General features: G+C 41.0%; 16 protein-coding genes. 13 read left to right on the top strand and 3 right to left on the bottom strand.

What is annotated here, in order from left to right:
* Positions 1-9: 9 nt before the first annotated feature.
* From IEV27_RS06150 to IEV27_RS06140, 3 genes are all read left to right on the top strand, one after another.
* Complete coding sequence (locus IEV27_RS06150; protein ID WP_188376553.1) at positions 10-975, top strand: polysaccharide deacetylase family protein; 966 nt, start codon at positions 10-12, stop codon at positions 973-975.
* A gap of 190 nt (positions 976-1165) precedes the next feature.
* Entirely contained in the window at positions 1166-2563 is a 1398-nt protein-coding gene (locus IEV27_RS06145; RefSeq protein ID WP_188376552.1) for a glycosyltransferase family 2 protein, read from the top strand.
* Between the two features lie 59 nt (positions 2564-2622).
* Positions 2623-4146 (top strand): DUF1510 family protein, encoded by a 1524-nt coding sequence (locus tag IEV27_RS06140; protein WP_188376551.1) that lies wholly within the window; start codon positions 2623-2625, stop codon positions 4144-4146.
* Positions 4147-4544: 398 nt separating this feature from the next.
* Here the strand turns inward: IEV27_RS06140 and IEV27_RS06135 are convergent, their stop codons facing one another.
* Both IEV27_RS06135 and IEV27_RS06130 read right to left on the bottom strand, forming a co-directional pair.
* The gene (locus IEV27_RS06135) at positions 4545-4826 is read right to left on the bottom strand and encodes a hypothetical protein (RefSeq protein WP_188376550.1); all 282 of its coding nucleotides are present in this window, start codon (positions 4824-4826) and stop codon (positions 4545-4547) included.
* Between the two features lie 161 nt (positions 4827-4987).
* Positions 4988-5851: an SDR family oxidoreductase gene (locus IEV27_RS06130; RefSeq protein ID WP_188376549.1), complete on the bottom strand. Its 864-nt coding sequence runs from the start codon at positions 5849-5851 to the stop codon at positions 4988-4990.
* Between the two features lie 203 nt (positions 5852-6054).
* Here IEV27_RS06130 and IEV27_RS06125 point away from each other — a divergent pair, with 203 nt between their 5' ends.
* From IEV27_RS06125 to ald, 10 genes are all read left to right on the top strand, one after another.
* Positions 6055-7527, top strand: a complete 1473-nt coding sequence (locus IEV27_RS06125; protein WP_188376548.1) for a CoA-acylating methylmalonate-semialdehyde dehydrogenase — start codon at positions 6055-6057, stop codon at positions 7525-7527.
* Between the two features lie 345 nt (positions 7528-7872).
* The gene (locus IEV27_RS06120; protein WP_188376547.1) at positions 7873-8763 is read left to right on the top strand and encodes a nitrilase-related carbon-nitrogen hydrolase; all 891 of its coding nucleotides are present in this window, start codon (positions 7873-7875) and stop codon (positions 8761-8763) included.
* Positions 8764-8912: 149 nt separating this feature from the next.
* Positions 8913-10286 (top strand): NAD(P)-dependent oxidoreductase, encoded by a 1374-nt coding sequence (locus tag IEV27_RS06115; protein ID WP_229734854.1) that lies wholly within the window; start codon positions 8913-8915, stop codon positions 10284-10286.
* 36 nt (positions 10287-10322) lie between these two features.
* Positions 10323-11609: an NAD-dependent dihydropyrimidine dehydrogenase subunit PreA gene (gene preA, locus IEV27_RS06110; RefSeq protein WP_188376545.1), complete on the top strand. Its 1287-nt coding sequence runs from the start codon at positions 10323-10325 to the stop codon at positions 11607-11609.
* Between the two features lie 37 nt (positions 11610-11646).
* Positions 11647-13065, top strand: coding sequence for a dihydropyrimidinase (gene hydA / locus IEV27_RS06105; RefSeq protein ID WP_188376544.1), 1419 nt, complete (start codon positions 11647-11649; stop codon positions 13063-13065).
* A 106-nt stretch (positions 13066-13171) separates the two neighbouring features.
* Positions 13172-14665 (top strand): NCS1 family transporter, encoded by a 1494-nt coding sequence (locus tag IEV27_RS06100; protein WP_188376543.1) that lies wholly within the window; start codon positions 13172-13174, stop codon positions 14663-14665.
* Positions 14666-14691: 26 nt separating this feature from the next.
* Positions 14692-14922 (top strand): hypothetical protein, encoded by a 231-nt coding sequence (locus IEV27_RS06095; protein WP_188376542.1) that lies wholly within the window; start codon positions 14692-14694, stop codon positions 14920-14922.
* Positions 14923-15048: 126 nt separating this feature from the next.
* Positions 15049-16641, top strand: a complete 1593-nt coding sequence (locus IEV27_RS06090; RefSeq protein ID WP_188376541.1) for a PucR family transcriptional regulator — start codon at positions 15049-15051, stop codon at positions 16639-16641.
* 184 nt (positions 16642-16825) lie between these two features.
* Complete coding sequence (locus IEV27_RS06085) at positions 16826-18166, top strand: aspartate aminotransferase family protein (protein ID WP_188376540.1); 1341 nt, start codon at positions 16826-16828, stop codon at positions 18164-18166.
* A gap of 29 nt (positions 18167-18195) precedes the next feature.
* On the top strand, positions 18196-19326 hold the full coding sequence (ald, locus tag IEV27_RS06080) for an alanine dehydrogenase (protein ID WP_188376539.1): 1131 nt from the start codon (positions 18196-18198) through the stop codon (positions 19324-19326).
* A 258-nt stretch (positions 19327-19584) separates the two neighbouring features.
* Here ald and IEV27_RS06075 read toward each other — a convergent pair whose 3' ends face one another.
* Positions 19585-20754, bottom strand: a complete 1170-nt coding sequence (locus IEV27_RS06075) for an MFS transporter (protein WP_188376538.1) — start codon at positions 20752-20754, stop codon at positions 19585-19587.
* Between the last annotated feature and the right edge of the window lie 82 nt (positions 20755-20836).

Here is a 20836-nt window from a genome sequence, read left to right as displayed (position 1 = left end):
GGTGAAAACATGCTAAAAAAAGTGACTGGTTTATTAGTATTTATCTCAGTTTGTCTACTCATGTCAGGAAAAACCTCAATGGCTGAAATCTACGAAGTTAAACCGGAGGATACCCTATCGAAAATTTCAGATAAGTATGGAATACCAGAAGATAAGATCGTAAACAGGAACAAGCTGCTATCAACTACACTTAAGCCAGGTCAACAATTGGAAATACTTGATAAGTCCGAAATTGATGAAATAAAAACTCCCCATTTAACTACGATTAAACTCGGTAGTTCTTTACCGGAGTTATTAATAGGCCCTAGGGTTTCCCCAGAACAATTAATAAGTGATTCATTAAATAATGAAATGATTTATATGGGAAATACCGATAAGAAAAGAATAGCCCTTACTTTCGATGACGGGCCAGAAGATACCTATACTCCACAAATTTTAGAAATCTTACAGCAAAAAGATGTGAAAGCTACTTTCTTTGTGACAGGAGAACGTGTGAGTGAGTATCCTGAACGACTGGAGCAAATTCACAAGGATGGACACGTGATAGGTAATCACACGTGGGATCACCCTCACTTGCCTGAACTAACGGACCAGCAAATGAGCAAGAACATAAAGACTACTAACGCTGAAATTGAGAAAATAACTGGGGTTAAACCAGACTTATTCCGACCGCCATTTGGTGAAATAGAAGATCGACAAGCAGCCCTGCTGAAAAGCCAAGGCTACCGTTCGATTCTGTGGACGGCCGATTCAAAGGACTGGGAGGGGCTTGCTGCTGAAGAGATTGTATCAAGAGTGAAGCAAGACGCTCGTCCTGGAGTTATAGCACTTCAACATAACTACCATGCATCGGGACAGTTTGAAACTGTTAAGGCCTTGCCTCAAATCATTGACGAATTACGGGCAGAAGGCTATGAGTTTGTTACCGTTCCAACACTATTAGATAAACAGGAATCAAATTCAAAAATAAAATAAACTCAATTAGCCATTAAGGTATGTTTGAGAAAAAGTCATATCTATATGGGTAGTCAAGAACTGTACTTCAACAACTGTGAGCAAGCATTTCATTTGAGAGTCTACCTACTAAAAAACTTGCCGTTACGAGCATTTATTTTTAGTAGACGAACTTCAAATTAGGTTTGATATTTATTAAAGGAGTGTTCTTTTGGAAATATTAATCATGGTTTTTTTCATATTAAGTGTTACGTTTCCGGTGTTGCATTTATACCATTCTTTACCTTGGTTCCGTGAATCTAATGAAAGGTCCAATAAACGAGAGGCTACACTGAAAAAATGGATGATGGATCATGAGCCAGAAGATGAAAAAGGAATGAGCATTTTAGTTCCTTGTTTTAATGAAACGGGTATTTTAGAAACTTCAATTGAGAACATGAAATCGTTACCTTATTCTCAACTGGAGGTGCTTTATATCAATGACGGTTCAACAGATGATACGTTGATTTATTTAGATAAAATGCTGCAGCTGCATCCATGTAAAATATCTACGGACGGGAAGCTGTCTCATGAAAAAGTCAAAGAAACCTATCAATCTGAACTTTACCCTAATATCTACGTTATAGATAAGGAGAATGGCGGAAAAGCTGATGCATTAAATGCTGGGATCGAATATTCCAGTAAAGAAATTACGATTACATTAGATGCAGACACTATTTTGGAAGATATGGCATTACCTGCTGTCAACGATACCTTTAGTGATGAAGATGTAGTTGCTGCAGGCGGCATGGTACATGTTTTGCAAGCAAAGTCAAAGCATTCTTCGAACCGGTTGTCTTTACGTAATGCAAACATGCTGCTGCGAGTTCAAGTTCTGGATTTCCTAAAAGCATTTTATATATCAAAATTGTCGCTGGTCCGCTTTAAAGGCTTGGCGGTTATATCAGGTGCGTTTGGTATTTTCAGAAAACAAGTGCTTCAAGATGTGGGGGGATATCGAAAAACAATTGGAGAAGATATTGACATTACCCTGCGTATTCATGAACTCATAGCGAAACACAAAAACTTCAAAATTAGTTTTATATCTGACGCTGTCGGTTTTACTGAATTGCCTGAGACATGGAAAGACTTAACAAAGCAGCGTTTGCGCTGGCAAAAGGCATATATAGATTGTATTATTCATTTTCGATCTTTCTTTGGGAAAACCATATTTTCAAAAGCCGTTTCCTTTTTTTATGTGTTTGAGGCATTCCTAATAGGCACCCTTGCTTCATATATCATGACCGTTATCGTTATCGTAAATATGATCAACGCACCTGAAAATTCATATTTGAATTATGTGTTTTTCTATATGTTCTGGATATTCATATTTGGGGTGATTTATGATGTGGTAGCGATTAAGCAAGGAAAGCATTACGGATTTACATTTAACTGGAAAGATGGTTTCCGATTGTTTTCAGCCATCATTTTTGATATTTTAGTTTATCGATTTGTAACTATGTATTTTGTAATGTATGGAAGTATCTCTTATTTCTTCAACAAGAAATGGAACAAAGTTGCTCGTACAGGGAGAACTTATCATAATAAGGCTACTAAAAATGCCGCTTAAGCACGGGAAAACACCTGCAACAAAGACAGGTAATAGGCTTGATAGTGGAGGATTGGTCAATGGGTAAAAAAGCCGTACTTTTTATTTTAACAGCTTGTACAGTGCTAACTTTAGGGGTCATCAGTTATGTATTTCAGTTTACAACTACAACTTCCTCTAATATTGTCAAAGAGATCGACAGAAAGGGAAAATTTGGAGATCGACTGGAAGAAATCAGCCTTAAGGATGGGGATCCTATATCTGTATTAGTAATGGGTACGGATACTCGAGCAGGTGAACAAGGTGGACAAACCGATACTTTGGTTCTATTGACCATTAATCCTGCCTCCAAGTCCGTTAAAATGGTTAGTATTCCTCGCGATACGTATACAAAGATCGAAGGAGGATTAGACAAAATCAACAGTGCTTATGGTGTTGGGGATGTAGAGATGACCATGAATTCTGTTGAAAATCTTTTAAATGTTCCGGTTGATTATTATATAGAAGTAGATATGAAAAGCTTTACTGGTATTGTTGATACCTTAGATGGAGTGGAAGTAAACAATGATTTTGAGTTCCGTACTCATAATTTAGAGTTCACTGATGAAAAAGTGGACTTCCCTAAAGGTAAACTTACTTTAGATGGTAAAGAAGCTTTATTGTATGCTCGAATGAGAGAGTTGGATCCAAGAGGAGACTTAGGTCGGCAAAAACGCCAGCGGCAAGTCATAGAGTCTGTTTTACAAAAAGGATCCAATCTATCTTCTGTCACGAAAATTGGGGAAATAGCCCAAGTGGTTGGAAAAAATGTAAATACAAACTTCAATCTTTTTGAACTTTGGAGGCTTCAATCAAATTATAAAGAAGCTCAAGAAAATATAACCGATTATGAAATCGCAGGAGAAGATAAAACTATAAAGGGAACTTACTATTATATGCCTGATAAGAAAGAACTCAATAAAATATCTACTACCCTGAAAAATCATTTAGAGCTCAATGATAAGAATCAATATGCTGAAAAAGAGCAGACACAAGATCCTGAGTCAAGTGACTCTGAAGAAGAAATCTCCAAAGAATCGGAAGAAACTAATGTAGAGGCTTCTCGTAAAGAGCAAGAAGGATCAAATGAACATAAAGAAACAGAAGATACAGGTTCAGAGGAAGAAAACTCTAAGGAAGCGGAAGAAAACCACCCAGAGGGTTCTCATGAAGTGCAAGAAAAGACAAAAGAACAAAAAGAAAAGGAAAATAAAGATTCAGAGGAAGAAACCGTCGAGAATAGAGGCGATTCGAATGTCGTTAAAGTAATTACTGAAGATTGGGCTCCAATACCTACTAAGCAGGAAAACTATACGGGAGTAACCTTTGAAAAAGGATCACAGGATTGGGAAGAAATGACTGCAGCTATTTCAAAAGGGGCTGGATTAACGAAAAGTGATATGATCGTATGGTGGGTGAGTGGTGATGGCTCAAAAAGTGTCATTGCTACGGTGACTAATAAAACACAATCCAATAACTATCGTGTCTACGTCTCATGGGTGGATGGGGCAGGATACAAACCTACCAAAGTAGAAGTGCTTCATAAAAATGATAAGAAGAGCTGATAATATAGAGATGGATTCCTGAAGCGGTGTTTGCTGGAAAATATAATTTTTTAATGAAAAAGAGGGGAGATTTATTTCCCTCTTTTTCTTGTTTTAATCGGTGTGAATAACATAAGGCAATTAAATTGTTTTAATATATAAGTGCGTATAAAAGTATTTAACCTTTTTTAGCGATGAAATAGCCCTATTCTTACTTGAGAGGAGACGGCGCTCTTTTCTTTTATAGAAGAATTTCGTTGATATCGAACGAATTATGTACTAATAGTGATAAAAAAAGACGTGCTCGATTCCTTTATCGACCCAGTAATAGCGGAACCTGGAGCACGTCTTTAAAAATAGTAACCGATCATTAACGAATAGATCGAGAGAGTCCTAGTGGTGGAGCATAGGATTCAAATTTAGAACCAACTATCCCAGTGACGGCCTTTGTTTCTTCGACGTCGATCGTCTTCAGCGCCAGCTAAGTCATTGCGTAAGCAGCGGTTTACAGCACGGCAAAAATCTTCACCTTCAATAAAAGATTTAACAGGTACGCGGAAGTTATCATCAGAAACCCCTGCTACGTCGTTGTTGTTACAGCTGCTTCCGTTAAAATTACGAACTCCAGCTACGTCATTTCTTCTTTTTCTGCGATTATTTGAAGCGCCGCCTACATCATTGTTGTTTCGACAGCATCCCATAGAAGTCACCTCCTTTTCTATTGGATACTGTATTTTATGAGTTTATTCCTAATGTGTATAAGACAATCTACCATATATAGAAAATATACATAGTATACTAGTTACGACTTCGTCATGAGAAAAGGAGAAGCTGCAGGTTGGAAGCAGCTTCTCCTTTTTATTTACCCATTTACAATGATGCCGCCATTGACATGGATCATCTGTCCCGTTACATAGCTCGAATCATCACTTGCTAAATAAACAAAGGCAGGGGCGACTTCTCTTGGTTGGCCTGGACGGGCCATGGGGTTATCCGACCCGAACTCTGAAGCTTTTTTTGCATCAAAGCTTGAAACAATTAAGGGTGTCCATATAGGTCCTGGCGCTACTCCATTTACTCGAATTCCTTTTCCAACTAAAGATTTAGACAGAGCTCGGGTAAAGGAAGTAATGGCTCCCTTGGTTGCTGTATAGTCAATCAATTGTTCATTTCCTGCGTAAGCCGTAACAGACGAAGTGTTGATGATCGTACTACCTTTCTTTAAGTAAGGAAGGACGGCTTTTGCCATATAAAAATAGGAGAAAAAATTAACCCGAAAAGTCTGTTCCATTTGTTCATTTGTAATGTCCATAAAGTCTTCTTGAGGGAACTGCACGGCCGCATTATTGACTAACACATCAATCCTGCCTAGCTCACTCGTTACTTTCGTTACGGCATCTTCACAAAAACCCGCATTTCCAACATTACCGCTGATCAGCATGCATGTGCGACCTTCATTTTCGACAAGTCCTTTTGTCGTTTCAGCGTCGGCATGTTCATCTAAGTAAATGATAGCTACGTCTGCACCTTCTTTGGCAAAGTATACGCTGACAGCTCTGCCAATTCCGCTGTCTCCTCCAGTAATCACAGCTACTTTGCCGTCCAGTTTACCGCTTCCTTTATAGTTAGGGTCTACGTATTCCGGTAGCGGGTTCATTTCATACTCATATCCCGGCTGCCGATCTTGATGCTGTTTAGGCTGTATTTGTTTCTTTTGATTTGTCATATGACTTCCTCCCGTGAAAAGTGAGTTAACAGTAAGGGTGCCCAATCAAGAAAGAATTCAACCATAAAGCTTTTTGACAAGTGAAACGTCACTTTGTCAATTAATGCTCCATTTAATTTGACACTTCGTCCATTGATGTTGAAATATTCTGAAATTATACTTAATGAGTATAGGAAACAGAATCTTACAATTGAGGTGAAAAAATGGAGACAACTTTCTCAAAGTCTAATCAACTGTTGATTCAAAATTTTATTAATGGAGAGTGGGTCGCTTCCGAAGGAGATCAGGTTGAGGAAGTGCCAAACCCTGCGACGGGTGAAATCATCGCTCGAGTGCCCATTTCATCGAAGGATGATGTAGATAAAGCAGTAAAGTCTGCAAAAGAAGCGTTTAAAAGCTGGAGCAAAACTCCGGTAACGAAGCGTGCAAGAGTGTTGTTTGAGTATCAACAGAAGTTAAAAGAAAATCATGAAGAATTGGCGAAGGTCATTACTCTAGAAAATGGTAAAACGAAAAAAGACGCGATGGGTGAAGTTCAAAGAGGAATTGAATGCGTCGAATTTGCTGCAGGAGCTCCATCATTAATGATGGGAGAAATGCTTCCTGATATTGCGGATGGCATTGATTCTGGAATGTACCGTTATCCAATTGGTGTCGTAGGGGGGATTACACCATTTAACTTCCCAATGATGGTGCCGCTTTGGATGTTCCCGTTAGCTATTGCGTGTGGAAATACGTTTGTTCTGAAGCCATCTGAGCGCACCCCAATTCTTGCTAAATACCTTGTTGAGCTAATGCATGATTCAGGGCTTCCAAAAGGTGTATTAAATCTAGTGAACGGCGCGCATGATGTCGTCAATGGTTTATTGGAGCACGAAGATGTTGAAGCGATTTCCTTTGTAGGTTCCCAGCCTGTGGCTGAGTATGTGTATAAGACAGCTGCAAATCATGGGAAACGCGTGCAGGCATTAGCCGGTGCGAAAAATCACTCGATCGTTCTGCCAGATTGTAATATAGACAAATCGGTGGAAGGGATCATCAACGCTGCTTTTGGTAGTGCAGGGGAACGCTGTATGGCATGCTCTGTAGTCGTAGCCGTCGGTGATGTAGGTGATCAATTAGTAGAGAAAATTAAGCAGGCGGCTGATGAGCTTAATGTAGGTGACGGATTGGCTGAAACGACGAGCTTAGGACCGTTAATTCGCGAGACTCATAGAGATCGTGTGGTTCATTATATTGAAGAAGGAGAGAAGGACAACGCCAAGTTAGTCAGAGATGGCAGAGTTGAACTGCGTGAAAATGAATCGGGTTACTTCTTAGGAGCCACGATTTTTGACTACGTGACAGAAGATATGAAGATTTGGAAAGATGAGATTTTCGCACCTGTACTTAGTATTGTGCGTGCTGAATCGTTGGACGAAGCGATTAACGTAGCGAATAAATCAGAATTTGCGAATGGAGCCGTTATTTATACATCAAGCGGGCAGGCGGTTAGACAGTTTAGAGAAGAAATGGATGCAGGCATGCTGGGTGTTAATGTAAACGTTCCTGCCCCTATGGCTTTCTTCCCGTTTTCCGGAGCGAAGAAATCATTTTATGGAGATTTACATGCCAATGGCAAAGATGGCGTGAACTTTTATACGAAGAAGAAAATGCTTACTCAACGCTGGTTTTAAACCATGTGACTACAACGCGGGCTCCTGCTGTCAGGAGTCCCGCGTTTTTAGATAGTCAAACTCCCCCTTTTTTTCATTTCATAACGATGACTGCAGATTGACTCTTACACCCACCAGCCTCACTATTTTTGATGATCTACATTTTACGAAATGGAAAAATTTCCACTATGAAATTTAACAATGTGTATAGTGGAAAAAATGTAAAAATAGTGTAAAGTATTAATTAAGTTACAAAATTTTCAGTAAATAGAAAAAATTCAATAAATTATAAAAGGGGCGGATTTCTTCCACAATCACTTTTATTTTACACCACTAATTAAAACTCTTACATAAGGAGGAATTCAAGTGTCAGATAAAGTACAAATTGGATTAATACAAGCTTCCCACGATGTAGATGGTAACGAACCGGTTGAAGTTCATAAGAAGCATGCTATAGAAAAGCATGTGAAGCTTGTGAAAGAGGCAGCGGATAAAGGTGCTCAGATCATTTGCTTGCAGGAGATTTTTTATGGACCTTACTTTTGTTCAGAACAAAATTCCAAATGGTATGATGCGGCGGAGGAAATCCCAAATGGTCCAACGACTAGACAATTCCAAGATTTAGCTAAAGAGTTGGGTGTAGTGATTGTATTGCCTATCTATGAAAAGGAAGGCATTGCGACCTATTACAATACGGCTGCCGTTATTGACGCGGACGGTTCATACTTAGGGAAATATAGGAAACATCATATCCCTCAAGTAAAAGTTGGAGACGAAGGATATGGGTTTTGGGAAAAGTATTACTTTAAGCCTGGCAACTTAGGCTACCCTGTATTTGATACAGCTTTTGCCAAAGTAGGCGTCTATATCTGCTATGATCGTCACTTCCCAGAAGGGGCAAGATTACTAGGTTTAAATGGTGCGGAGGTTGTCTTTAATCCTTCAGCCACAGTAGCTGGTCTCTCAGAGTATTTATGGAAGCTGGAACAGCCAGCCCATGCGGTAGCTAATGGTTATTACTTAGGGGCGATTAACCGGGTAGGTTATGAAAAGCCTTGGAACATGGGAGAGTTTTATGGACAGTCCTATTTAGTGGACCCGCGTGGCGGCTTTGTGGCAACTGCCAGTCGTGATCAAGATGAAGTAATAATTGGAGAGATGGATAAGAAATTTATTCGGGAAGTTCGAGATACGTGGCAGTTTTATCGCGATCGACGACCTGAAACCTATGAAAATATGGTTGAACTGCTGCCTTAATCAATAAATACACAACGTAAAGGGTTTACATAGAGCAAAAGGAAAATATAATAATTTTCTCTATGTAGCCCTTTTTTATTAGTAAACTGATGGGAAATGCAACGAGAAGCACCTGCATAGATGGGATCTATACAAGGAGGGTAAGCGCATTGAGTCAGTTAAAAAGCAAAGGGATTTCATTGGAGGATTTAAGCCTTAATTTTGAAGAGGTTCACCAGGGGTTAACAAATGCTGAAGCCGTAGAAGAAGCGAATCGATGTCTGTATTGCTATGATGCACCTTGTATCAAAGCATGTCCAACTGATATTGACATACCTAAGTTTATTAAGAAAATTGCCTCAGGCAATTTAAAAGGATCAGCCACTACCATTATGTCCTCAAACCCTGTCGGTGCGACGTGTGCTCGTGTTTGTCCAACGGAAGAGTTGTGCGAAGGGGCGTGCGTGTTAAATCATTCGACCAAACCGATCGTTATTGGAGATTTACAGCGCTTCGCCACGGATTGGGCCATTCAGAATGAGCAGCTGCTATTTAAGCCAGGTGAAAAGAATGGCAAGAAGGTTGCGGTTGTGGGTGGAGGCCCGGCAGGACTGTCGGCTGCACGTGAACTCGCTCGTTTCGGATACACGGTCACGATTTTTGAAGCGGAAGAGAAGGCTGGCGGATTAGATACATACGGCATTGTTTCTTTCCGCTTGCCGCAAAAAATATCGTATTGGGAAGTCGAGCAAGTTGAAAAGATGGATGTTGAAATTAGAACCAATACGAAGGTAGGACAAGACGTCAGTTATGAGGAATTAATGGATCATTACGATTCGATTGTTCTGGCGATTGGGATGGGAAGCGTTCCAATGCTTGGGATTGAAGGAGAAGAACTCGACGGCGTCCACGATGCGATTGAATTCGTCAAGAGTACCAAATCAGGAGAGATCACTGAAGAATTAATGGGTAAAAAAGTCGTCGTCGTAGGGGCAGGAAATACAGCCATTGATGCCGCGACTTGTTCGGTTCGTAAAGGTGCAGAAAATGTGAAAATTGTGTACAGACGTACAGCGAATGAGATGACGGCTTATGATTTCGAATATGAATTTGCTAAGCAGGACGGTGTTGAGTTTAATTGGCTGACCCAGCCGATCAGCATTAAAGGGGATGAGAACGGCAAGGTTCAAGAGCTTACGTGCGTACAAATGGAGCTAGGTGAACCAAGTGCAGATGGACGAAGAAGACCGGTCCCTGTCAAAGATTCCGAGTTTACGATCAAAGTCGACGCGGTTATTAAAGCGATTGGTCAAACGCGTCACTTAGATTTAATTGAAAACTTCGGGCTTGAACACGAAGGTGGAGTGGTGAAAGTGGATCCAGAATCGAGACAAACGTCGAACCCTAAAGTATTCGCTGCAGGCGACGTAATTTTTGGAAAAGGAAAAGGAGATGCGATGGTAGTGACAGCAGCCCAGCAAGGAAAAGAAGCTGCGCTTGCGATCCACAAGCAATTATCTCCAGCTCCAACGGCCACCGCGTAAAAACAGAACGATTTATATTTAAGGAGGCGTAATAGAATGGCAGATTTGAGACTAAATCTTGCAGGAATAGAATCTCCCAATCCCTTTTGGTTAGCTTCTGCTCCTCCAACGAACTCAGGATATCAAGTACAGCGTGCGTTTGAAGCGGGCTGGGGTGGAGCTGTGTGGAAGACATTAGGAGACCCCATTTTAAACGTATCTTCCCGTTTCGCCGGGGTAAGTTTCAACGGCCAGAACATGGCTGGCTTTAACAATATTGAATTGATAACCGACCGGCCGCTTGAGGTGAACTTAAAAGAGATTTATGAAACGAAGAAACGTTTTCCAAACCACGCGATCATCGCTTCTTTAATGGTTGAGCCTACCCAGGAGAAGTGGCATGAAATTGTTAAGCGGGTAGAAGAGGTTGGGGTAGATGGATTAGAGCTCAACTTTGGATGTCCTCACGGGATGGCAGAACGTGGAATGGGAGCAGCTTCCGGACAAGTACCTGAACTTGTTGAGAAACAAACGATGTGGGCAAAAGAAGCGGCCGAAACTCCGGTTATTGTTAAGCTTACGCCAAATATAACGGATATTACCTTCACAGCCGAGGCTGCCGTTCGCGGCGGAGCGGATGCTGTAAGTATGATTAATACCATTAATAGTTTAGCTGGGGTGGATATTGACTCGTGGGATACGATTCCAAACGTGGCAGGCAAAGGGGCGCATGGAGGATATTGCGGTCCAGCGGTCAAACCAATCGCCCTTAACATGGTCGCGGAGTGTGCCCGTCATCGGAACATTAATGTTCCGATCTCAGGAATGGGTGGCGTATCGAGCTGGCGTGAAGCCGTTGAATTTATGCTTATGGGAGCGACTGGTGTACAAGTATGTACGGCTGCGATGCACCATGGATTTAGTATTGTAGAGGATATGAAAGATGGATTAAATAATTATTTAGATGATAAAGGCATTGGCTCTGTCATGGACCTTGTTGGAAAATCGGTTGAACGGTACTCTGACTGGGGAAACTTAGATCTCAATCATCAGATCGTTGCGAAAATCAATAATGACGTATGCATTAACTGTAATAAATGTCATATTGCCTGTGAAGACACGTCTCACCAATGTATCGATATGCTGAAAGATGAAAATGGCAACGATATCTTGCGCGTACGTGAAGAAGACTGTGTAGGATGTAATTTATGTTCAATCGTCTGTCCTGTTGATGGAGCTATCGACATGGTCGACTACGATAACGGCAAGCCGCCAATGACGTGGAACGAAAGACAGGCGGCTATTGGTGCTACAGCATCATGTGACGTGAAACTAGTGAAGTAAGTTATTTATTTTCTACCAATATACAAGGAGGGCTACGATGAAGAAAATTATTAAAAATGGAGTTATTGTGACGGCATCCGATACATTTAAAGCAGACATTCTAGTCGAAAACGAAAAGATTGCGTTAATCGGACAAGATTTATCAGACCCCGGTGCAGAAGTAATTGATGCAGAGGGTCATTACGTTTTTCCCGGGGGAGTGGATCCACACACTCACTTAGAAATGCCTTTTGGCGGGACAGTCAGTAAAGATGACTTTGAAACAGGTACGATTGCTGCAGCATTTGGCGGCACGACAACTGTCATCGATTTCTGCTTAACGAACAAAGGGGAACCCCTTCAAAACTCAATTGACCAATGGCATGCGAAGTCGAGAGAAAAATCAGTGATCGACTACAGCTTCCACTTGATGATTGGTGAAATCAATGATGCGGTTATTGATCAGCTTCCTAGCGTCATTGAAGATGAAGGTATTACTTCATTTAAAGTTTTTATGGCTTATAAAAATGTCTTCCAAGCGGATGATGAAACACTTTTCCGTACGCTTGAAGAAGCGAAAAGGCTTGGTGCCTTAGTCATGGTACATGCAGAAAATGGGGACGTTATTGATCACTTAGTGAAAAAAGCTTTACAAAAAGGGAATACAGACCCGATCTATCATGCGCTGACTCGCCCGCCTGAAGCGGAAGGGGAAGCGACTGGGCGTGCGGCTCAATTGACGGGGCTGGCAAATTCGCAGCTTTATGTCGTGCACGTGTCATGTCAGGAAGCGGTCGAAAAAATTTCAGAGGCTCGTAAGAAGGGGTATGACGTATGGGGAGAAACGTGTCCTCAATATTTAGTGCTCGATCAAAGTTATCTGGAGAAGCCGAACTTTGAAGGAGCTAAATATGTCTGGTCACCGCCATTGAGAGAAAAGCATAATCAGGAAGTGTTATGGAACGCATTGAAAAATGGGGAACTTCAAACGTTAGGATCCGACCAATGTTCTTTTGATTTTAACGGGCAGAAGGATTTAGGCAAAGGAGACTTTACGAAGATTCCTAATGGCGGTCCAATTATTGAAGACCGTGTGAGCATCCTCTTCTCTGAAGGGGTGAAAAAAGGAAGAATCACGTTAAATCAGTTCGTTGATATTACATCCACGCGAGTGGCGAAAACATTTGGTTTATTCCCTCAGAAAGGTACAATTTCTGTTGGAGCAGATGCTGATATCGTCATCTTTGATCCGAAAGTAGAACGCACAATTTCGGTGGAGACAAGTCATATGGCAGCAGATTACAATCCATTTGAAGGGATGAAAGTGACAGGCCAGCCAGTCAGCGTACTATCCCGCGGGGAGTTTGTAGTCCGTGATAAGAAGTTTGTTGGCACATTAGGTTCCGGGCAGTATTTAAAACGTGCCCGTTATGGTGATTTTAAATTATCCTCCCAAGAACAACTCACAATTAAATAATAGATTTTTATGAAGTTTCTTAAATAGAAAGAACTGCCTGGCTTAACCTTTACACGTCAGGCAGTTCATAAAAAATTTATAGGTAAAATTAGGAGGATTCCTGTACATGGACAAAAAAGATCAGCATTTAATGTCGCCCGATCTAATGCCAATTCCTCATCGTGAAAAGAAAATTAGTACGCTTGGTTTTTCGTTTATGTGGGTAGGTATGGCGGTCGTTTTAGCAGCTTTTGCTATTGGCGGCGCTGGTGTTCAGTCAATTTCTCTGTTGGCCGTTGTTCTTGGAACTCTGTTAGGTACGATACTTATTGGACTTGCCATCACGATGACTGCAGATATTGGAATTGAACATGGGATATCCTTTCCTGTTTATATGAGGGCACCTTTTGGGACATTAGGTACGCACTTTCCTTCTGTCGTCAGAGGGGTAGCAGCTTCCATGTGGTTTGGGATTAATACTTATTTTGGTTCAACTGCGATGAACGGTATATTAAATATTTTATTTGGATTCGACAGCTGGATCACCTGCTATATCATATTTGCTTTATTTCAATTATTAAACACGGCTTTAGGAATTAAAGCGGTAGAGAAATTTGCTGACTTAGCCGCTCCCGTTATCATTCTGATTGGCATATGGATGTATTACACGTTAGCGGGTTCAGCTACTGAAGCGGGAAGAGATATTTGGTCATGGGTAGAGAGCCCGGTCACAGGCGGTGCCGCGTTCACAGCGTTTGTTGTTGTAGTGGTTAGTAATATGGGGTTTTGGGCCACATTGGCTGCAGACGTTTCTTCTATTTCGCGCTTCATCAAAGCTCCTAAGTTTGAAAGAAACTGGTTTAAGCGAAATAAAGGGGCTATGGTAGGGAGTTTAATTGCTTTACCACTTACTCAAACCTTTATCGTCGTGCTCGGTGCTGTATCTTATATTTCAGTAGCCAATTACGATCCTGTCGTCGCGTTGCAGGAAGCAGCCAGCGGAATTGTATTAGGTGTTCTTTTGCTAATGATTGTACTGGCTCAATGGTCTACAAACGTCTCTGCAAATATCGTACCGGCTGCTACGATTTTCTCTAATGTAGGAGGACCAAAGCTTCCGTTCTGGGGCGGGGTTTTTATCGCAGGACTGGTTGGTACGGTGATTCAGCCGTGGAGTGTGTTTAACCTGTTAATTCCGGTCCTTCTTGTTGCCGCAGCTATTCTTTCTGTAATAGTAGGGATTATTTTTGCCGATTATTATTTGTTACGAAAAAGAAGGATGAATGTTTACGATCTGTATAAAAAAGAAGGCCAGTTCTCTTATCAAGGTGGAGTAAACTGGGCTGGAATGATTTCCTGGGTAATAGGAAGTATTGCAGCTTACACCTTCAGTAACTACTCTTTCTTTGTCGGATTTCTCGTAGGAGCCGTCTGTTATTACTTTCTCGCTAAGTACTGGTATTTTAAAAAGTATCTGCAAGCGGAGATTGAAAATCCGGATGACAATGAATACCTCGGTATTACGGTAGGCCGCGACTGGGAAATTGGAGAAGCTTTTGTGGAAGAAAAATTAGGGAAGAAAACGGGCACAGAATCAGGGCCGACGAAAATCGACGCCTAATCTGATTAGAGTAGAGGAGGATGATCATGTCATCTTATCGTGAATTTGCATTAGAAAGAGAAAAGATCGATTTTTTACTAGAACAGGGTTACGTCATGACGGCTGTGACTGAGAACCTAAGCGGGGCATTTATTGAATTCACCTATGAAGGAAATGACCCAAAAAAAGAAAAGAAGGAGAGACTTCAAATTCTGCATCCAGACTCGCGAAAATATTTTTCTACGATCCTCTTTCAACAGCAGAAACAGACCAAATAAAATTCTATAACAATAGGAGAGAAGAGACGGGAACCGCCGTCTCTTTTTCATGTGTTCTTGAATGCCCCCTTATATTTTATAGATTTTTCTGAAAAATTATAGTACCTTTGAATAAGGGGTCATTCTATGAAGAGTCACTTTGCTTTTTCAATACATACCATTTTAGGAAGAGACCATTTTAAATGCGCCAGCGTCGTAGCAGGAGATAAAGGACTGGACCGCCTCGTCAAGTGGGTTCACGTATTTGAAATTACTGAGGTTAGAGAAAATTTAAAAGGCGGAGAACTCGTCCTGTCCACAGGGTTTGGTTGGAAAGAAAACGATGAACTGTTTCTTTCATTATTAGATCAATTAATTCAACGAAATGTGGCTGGATTGTGCATTGAACTAGGAAGTTTCATTGACAAGATTCCTGAGGAAGCCATCACGTTAGCCAACCAACATGACTTTCCCATCATTACGTTTGAAGAGGAAGTGTCATTTGTAGAAATAACGCAAGATATCCATTCAGATTTAATTAATCAACAGTACGAGCTCATTACAAATCTAGAAGACTACTCTCAACGATTAAATAAAAAGCTATTGTCGATCGACAACTCTTTTGAAATTCTTAAATACTTGCAGCAATATTTAAATTGCCAGCTCGTTTATATAGCCAACGATCACCAGGTGGTTACGATTCCAGCTGTGAAAGAGACAGAACGAGAACAATTGTTAGCCACCATTGATCAGCTTAAAGCGACCAACACTGAAAAAGTTTTAAAGCAGCCGGTTCAAGTGTTTGAAAGAGAGTTTGCTACTATTTACTTGCTATCCCATGTGAGAGAATTTGGAGAGTTTGAATCTCTTTTATTAGATCGTACGGCTACGGCTTTGGCTCAATATTTGTTGCGTGAACTCTATACGGAAGAAAAACGGAAAGCTGAAGAAACGGAATGGATGCTCGAATGGCTGCAAGGCGTACATAGCTTCGATGAAATTAATGAACACCTTACTGTTTATAAAATGAATGGTTCCGTATCAGGAGCTGTTGTACTTATTGTTAAAATAAAAACGAAGAAAAATGAGCCTTTAAATACGGATGTTACGTATTTAAATATGCTGATCCAAAATGTATTTGATCAGAAAGGTTATTTTGTATTTCCAGTAGAGAAGCGCCACCTTCTTACGTTTATTCTCTTGAATAAAGAAGGCGAAGAAGATTGGAAAAGCCGAACGGCTAAAGGAATCGACCGGCTGGAAAAGATCTTGGAAGATGCCCATGTTTCTTCTTTTCAAATCGCTGGCGGTAAATATGTGAGGCGTCTAGATCAGCTCCATGAAAGTTTTAACACGGCGAAAGAAACGTTATCGATCCAAGGAAAAGTTCCGCCCGGTCAGTATAAATATTTCTATGAAGATATGCATATGTATCGATTGATCTCTCTTGTACATAAGCATAGTGATTTAAATAGCCTTATCAATGAGTACTTGGAACCCATCATTGAATATGATCAGAAAAATAAAACGAACTTGCTGCAGACCTTAAAAGTTTATTTGGCATGTAATGGTTCCAAAAAAGAAACAGCTAAGAAAATCTTTGTCGTACGGCAGACGCTGTACCATCGTTTAGAAAAGCTCGAACAGCTGTTAGGTAAAGATTTTATGGAAGCCGAAAAAAGACAAGTGATTGAATTTACAATTCTTGCTCACGATTATCAAAAAACAATAAAAAAGTAACGTCTGTCCTTTCGGGGCAGGCTTTTTCTATGAGAAAAAACGGATGGAATATATTTGTAGTCATTATGTGAATGTTGAAAGTAATTTGTTTGACAGAATGTCTAATGATAATTCCCGCCTGATATTAGATAATTAAGATAATTCTAACAATTATTTTCTTAATTATTTTGAGGGGGGATCTCCGTTGACAAAAGCTCAGGTGACTCAAGATGTACTTGCAAAAGATGAGAAGTATGTTTGGCATTCAATGAAGCCTTACACGCCAAACGCTACAATGGTGGCCAAAAGTGCAAAAGGATCCTGGATTACGGATATAGATGGAAACCAATATTTAGATGCAATGTCCGGGTTATGGTGTGTAAATGTCGGATATGGAAGAGAAGAATTAGCGGAAGCGGCCTATGAACAGTTAAAAGAATTATCTTATATGCCTTTAACTCAAAGCCATGAACCTGCCATTCAATTAAGTGAAAAAGTAAGTGAGCTTTTAGGCGGCGACTATGTTGTGTTCTTTTCAAACAGCGGATCTGAAGCAAACGAAGCGGCTTTTAAAATTGCGAGACAATACCACCAGCAAAACGGAGATCATCACCGGTATAAATTCGTTTCCAGGTATCGAGCTTATCATGGAAATTCCACTGGGGCTCTGGCAGCTACCGGCCAAGCTGAACGGAAGTACAAATATGAACCGTTAGGACCAGGATTCCTTCATGTTTCCCCGCCAGATACATATCGAAATGATCATAGCGAAAAAGACAGATGGGGCGCACAGCAAATTGATCAAGTGATGACGTGGGAGATGAGCGATACCATCGCTGGAATGATCATGGAGCCGATTATTACAGGTGGCGGCGTAATTGTTCCCCCAGAAGAATATATGGCGGAAGTTCAAGAAATTTGTGAGCGTCATGGCGCCCTATTAATCGCTGATGAAGTCATTTGTGGTTTCGGGAGAACAGGGAAACCATTTGGATTTATGAACTATGGTGTGAAGCCGGATATAGTGACGATGGCAAAAGGGATTACAAGTGCTTATTTACCGTTATCAGCCACAGCTGTAAAGCGGGAAATTTATGAAGCTTTTACGGGTGAGGAACAATATGACTTTTTCCGTCATATTAATACATTTGGAGGAAATCCGGCGGCATGTGCTTTAGCTTTAAAGAACATTGAGATTTTGGAAAATGAAAAACTATTTGACCGTTCCAGAGAGCTGGGTGAACGAGTGAGGCAGGAATTGACGGATCGTCTCCAGAACCATGCGAATGTAGGTAACGTTCGAGGAAAAGGGTTGCTGATTGGGATCGAATTAGTAGAAAACAAAGCAACCAAAGCGCCTCTTGAAGGAAGTAAAGTGAATAGTGTCATTGCGTACTGTAAGAAAAAAGGCATCTTTATCGGAAAGAATGGTATGACTGTTGCTGGATTTAATAACGTCCTTACGATTGCGCCGCCTTTATCGATTGAAGAAGAAGATCTCGTTTTGTTAATCAATACGATGGTCGATGGAATTAAACAATTATAAGCCGTGGCATGTCCTGGGAGGTGAAACGAATGCGTATAGGCATTCCTAAAGAAATAAAAAATAATGAAAATCGTGTCGCCATTACACCAGCAGGAGTTTTGAGCCTTACGAATGAAGGACACGACGTTTTGATCGAAACAACCGCGGGGGTCCATTCTGGCTTTACAGATGAGCAATATGAAGCCATGGGGGCACGTATAGTTGGTTCACCGGCGGAGGCATGGGCTCAAGAAATGGTGATTAAAGTAAAAGAACCAATTGCTGAAGAATACAAATACTTTTATGACGGCTTAATTTTATTTGCCTATCTCCATTTAGCTGCTGAAAAAGGATTAACAAAGGCCCTTGTAGAAAAAAATGTAACCGCCATTGCTTATGAAACGGTTCAGCTGCAAAATGGAATGCTGCCATTGCTCACTCCAATGAGTGAAGTAGCCGGACGCATGGCTACACAAATTGGAGCACAATTTCTAGAAAAGCCAAAAGGTGGCAAAGGCGTGCTGCTTGGCGGCGTACCTGGGGTGAAGAGAGGGAAAGTTACGGTGATCGGTGGCGGTGTTGTAGGAACCAATGCCGTGAAAATCGCGATTGGTTTAGGGGCAGACGTGAACATTCTCGATCTCAACCCTGAACGCCTGCGTCAATTAGATGATTTGTTCGGGACTTCCGTAAACACCTTAATGTCCAATCCTTTACATGTGGAAGAAGCTGTGCGGGAGTCTGATCTCGTCGTTGGAGCTGTGCTCATTCCTGGGGCTAAGGCACCAAAGCTTGTAAGTGAAAATATGGTGAGCTCCATGAAAGAGGGTTCTGTGATCGTCGACGTCGCGGTGGATCAAGGAGGAATTGTAGAAACTGTGGACCAGGTGACGACTCACGATGACCCTACCTATGTGAAACATGGGGTCGTGCATTATGCCGTGGGAAATATGCCGGGTGCTGTTCCAAAAACTTCTACACTTGCTTTAACGAACGTTACGATCCCTTATGCGAGTCAAATAGCTAAAAAAGGGTATGAGAAAGCTTGTTTAGATGATAAAGCTTTATTAAAGGGACTCAATGTAGTAAATGGAAGTGTGACGTACAAAGAAGTAGCTCATGCTCACCAAATGGAGTACATGGATGTAAAACAAGCGATACAAATGAAGTCGATCGTATAAGTTCATTCCCTCACCGTTTTTCTTGTGTGGTGAGGGAATGGTTTTTTTCATTAGACTTTGTTTCATTTCAGTGCCTAAAAATGAAGTGTAAAGGGGTGAAAAAACAGCTCGCTCTGAGAGGGTTATGATGATACTCCTCTGTGGTAGTCTAACCATCTCCCGCAGGAGTCTGTCGTGTTCCCTAACCCATTTATGGTTAGAGCGTGATCCGAACAGGTGATAATCATTTGCAGCTTTGAAAAAGTAAGTGAAACCTGCCTATTGATAAACTTGTTTTTGAGGAGCCAGACGGTAAAATAATCGGTAGACAATAAGTCCAATTGATCCTATGAGCGCAATATAGCCTAACCATTGATAAAGAACTGAACCGCCAAACGTGTCGAGTGTAAACCCTCCAAATAAAGCCCCAATAATTCCAGAAAGACCAAAGCTTACACTTAAAAACAGTAGATGACCTGTTGATTGCAACTCATTTGGAACGATATCACTTAAAAACTCTAACGAGGCAACATAAATTACCGCAAAACAGATGCCATGCGTCACTTGAAGAATCAAGATTTCAAAAGGCTGGGTTGCTGCCGACATTAATAGCCAGCGGAAGCTGTACAGTAAGCTTGCAAAAATAATGAACGTAAGCGGCTGGAACCGTCTAAACCAAAGAGCACTAAAGGCAAACACAAGTGCTTCGCTCATGACCCCGATGAACCAAACCCATCCGATTAAACTGGCATCTCCGCCGATTTCTTTTACATACATGCCTATAAAGTTATCATTCGTCCGATGAGTCGTCGTAACAAATAGAACGATAAGCAGGAAGGCGGCTAATTTCTTGTTAATCACTAGTTTTGCTGCATCGGCTAAGGCTACGGGTTTACTGCTAATGGACGCATCGCTTAAGGTGAATCCGACGAGAATGGTCATCAGAACGACTATGAGAAAGGGATAAAACAAGTTTTCGATGCCAATGATTGAGAGGATTTTTCCGCTGATTAACGACGTACAGGCAAAACCTACTGATCCCCACATGCGAATCTTCCCAAAAGGAATGCCCCTTTGGATCGATGTTTTCTTAGCGAGGTTGTCACCCAGACCTCCAAGGGCAGACATAAAGAGAAAAAAGAATGCTCCAATCAAAATTAATGATGTAAACGTGTTCATTTTAAACAAAAATAAACTGCTAATCAGCAGACCTGTCAGACATAAAAGGAGAGTTTTTTTTACTGTCTTGTATTTGTCACTAAAATAGCCCCACATCGGCTGAGAGAATAATCCAATTAAAGGACCGATCGCTAGTAAGAAGCCGATTTCGGAACCTGTAAAGCCTTTATCATCAAAATAAACGGGCAAATAACTGATGATTAACGTAATAATCGAGTTACTGAAAAATAAAAAAATGCAAAGTAAAAGCAGGGATTTAGTTTTTATCAATGAAGTTGCTCCTTAGGTATGTAATGGGAGTGAAGATACTTCTATTTATCGTACCATGAAATCTACAATTCTTCAGAAAATT

Origin of the sequence: Halobacillus andaensis, assembly GCF_014636475.1 — a bacterium.
GTDB classification, from domain to species: domain Bacteria; phylum Bacillota; class Bacilli; order Bacillales; family Halobacillaceae; genus Halobacillus_A; species Halobacillus_A andaensis.
The sequence above is the reverse complement of the archived record's forward strand: the minus strand, read 5'-3'. Positions and strand labels throughout refer to the sequence as shown.

Bases quoted from the DNA above. Each gene is read 5' to 3' on its own strand.
- IEV27_RS06095 (WP_188376542.1), top strand. From the start codon at position 14,692: ATGTCATCTTATCGTGAATTTGCATTAGAAAGAGAAAAGATCGATTTT.
- IEV27_RS06090 (WP_188376541.1), top strand. From the start codon at position 15,049: ATGAAGAGTCACTTTGCTTTTTCAATACATACCATTTTAGGAAGAGAC.
- IEV27_RS06130 (WP_188376549.1), bottom strand. From the start codon at position 5,851: ATGACAAATCAAAAGAAACAAATACAGCCTAAACAGCATCAAGATCGG.
- IEV27_RS06140 (WP_188376551.1), top strand. From the start codon at position 2,623: ATGGGTAAAAAAGCCGTACTTTTTATTTTAACAGCTTGTACAGTGCTA.
- hydA (WP_188376544.1), top strand. From the start codon at position 11,647: ATGAAGAAAATTATTAAAAATGGAGTTATTGTGACGGCATCCGATACA.
- IEV27_RS06150 (WP_188376553.1), top strand. From the start codon at position 10: ATGCTAAAAAAAGTGACTGGTTTATTAGTATTTATCTCAGTTTGTCTA.
- ald (WP_188376539.1), top strand. From the start codon at position 18,196: ATGCGTATAGGCATTCCTAAAGAAATAAAAAATAATGAAAATCGTGTC.
- IEV27_RS06100 (WP_188376543.1), top strand. From the start codon at position 13,172: ATGGACAAAAAAGATCAGCATTTAATGTCGCCCGATCTAATGCCAATT.
- IEV27_RS06135 (WP_188376550.1), bottom strand. From the start codon at position 4,826: ATGGGATGCTGTCGAAACAACAATGATGTAGGCGGCGCTTCAAATAAT.
- IEV27_RS06125 (WP_188376548.1), top strand. From the start codon at position 6,055: ATGGAGACAACTTTCTCAAAGTCTAATCAACTGTTGATTCAAAATTTT.
- preA (WP_188376545.1), top strand. From the start codon at position 10,323: ATGGCAGATTTGAGACTAAATCTTGCAGGAATAGAATCTCCCAATCCC.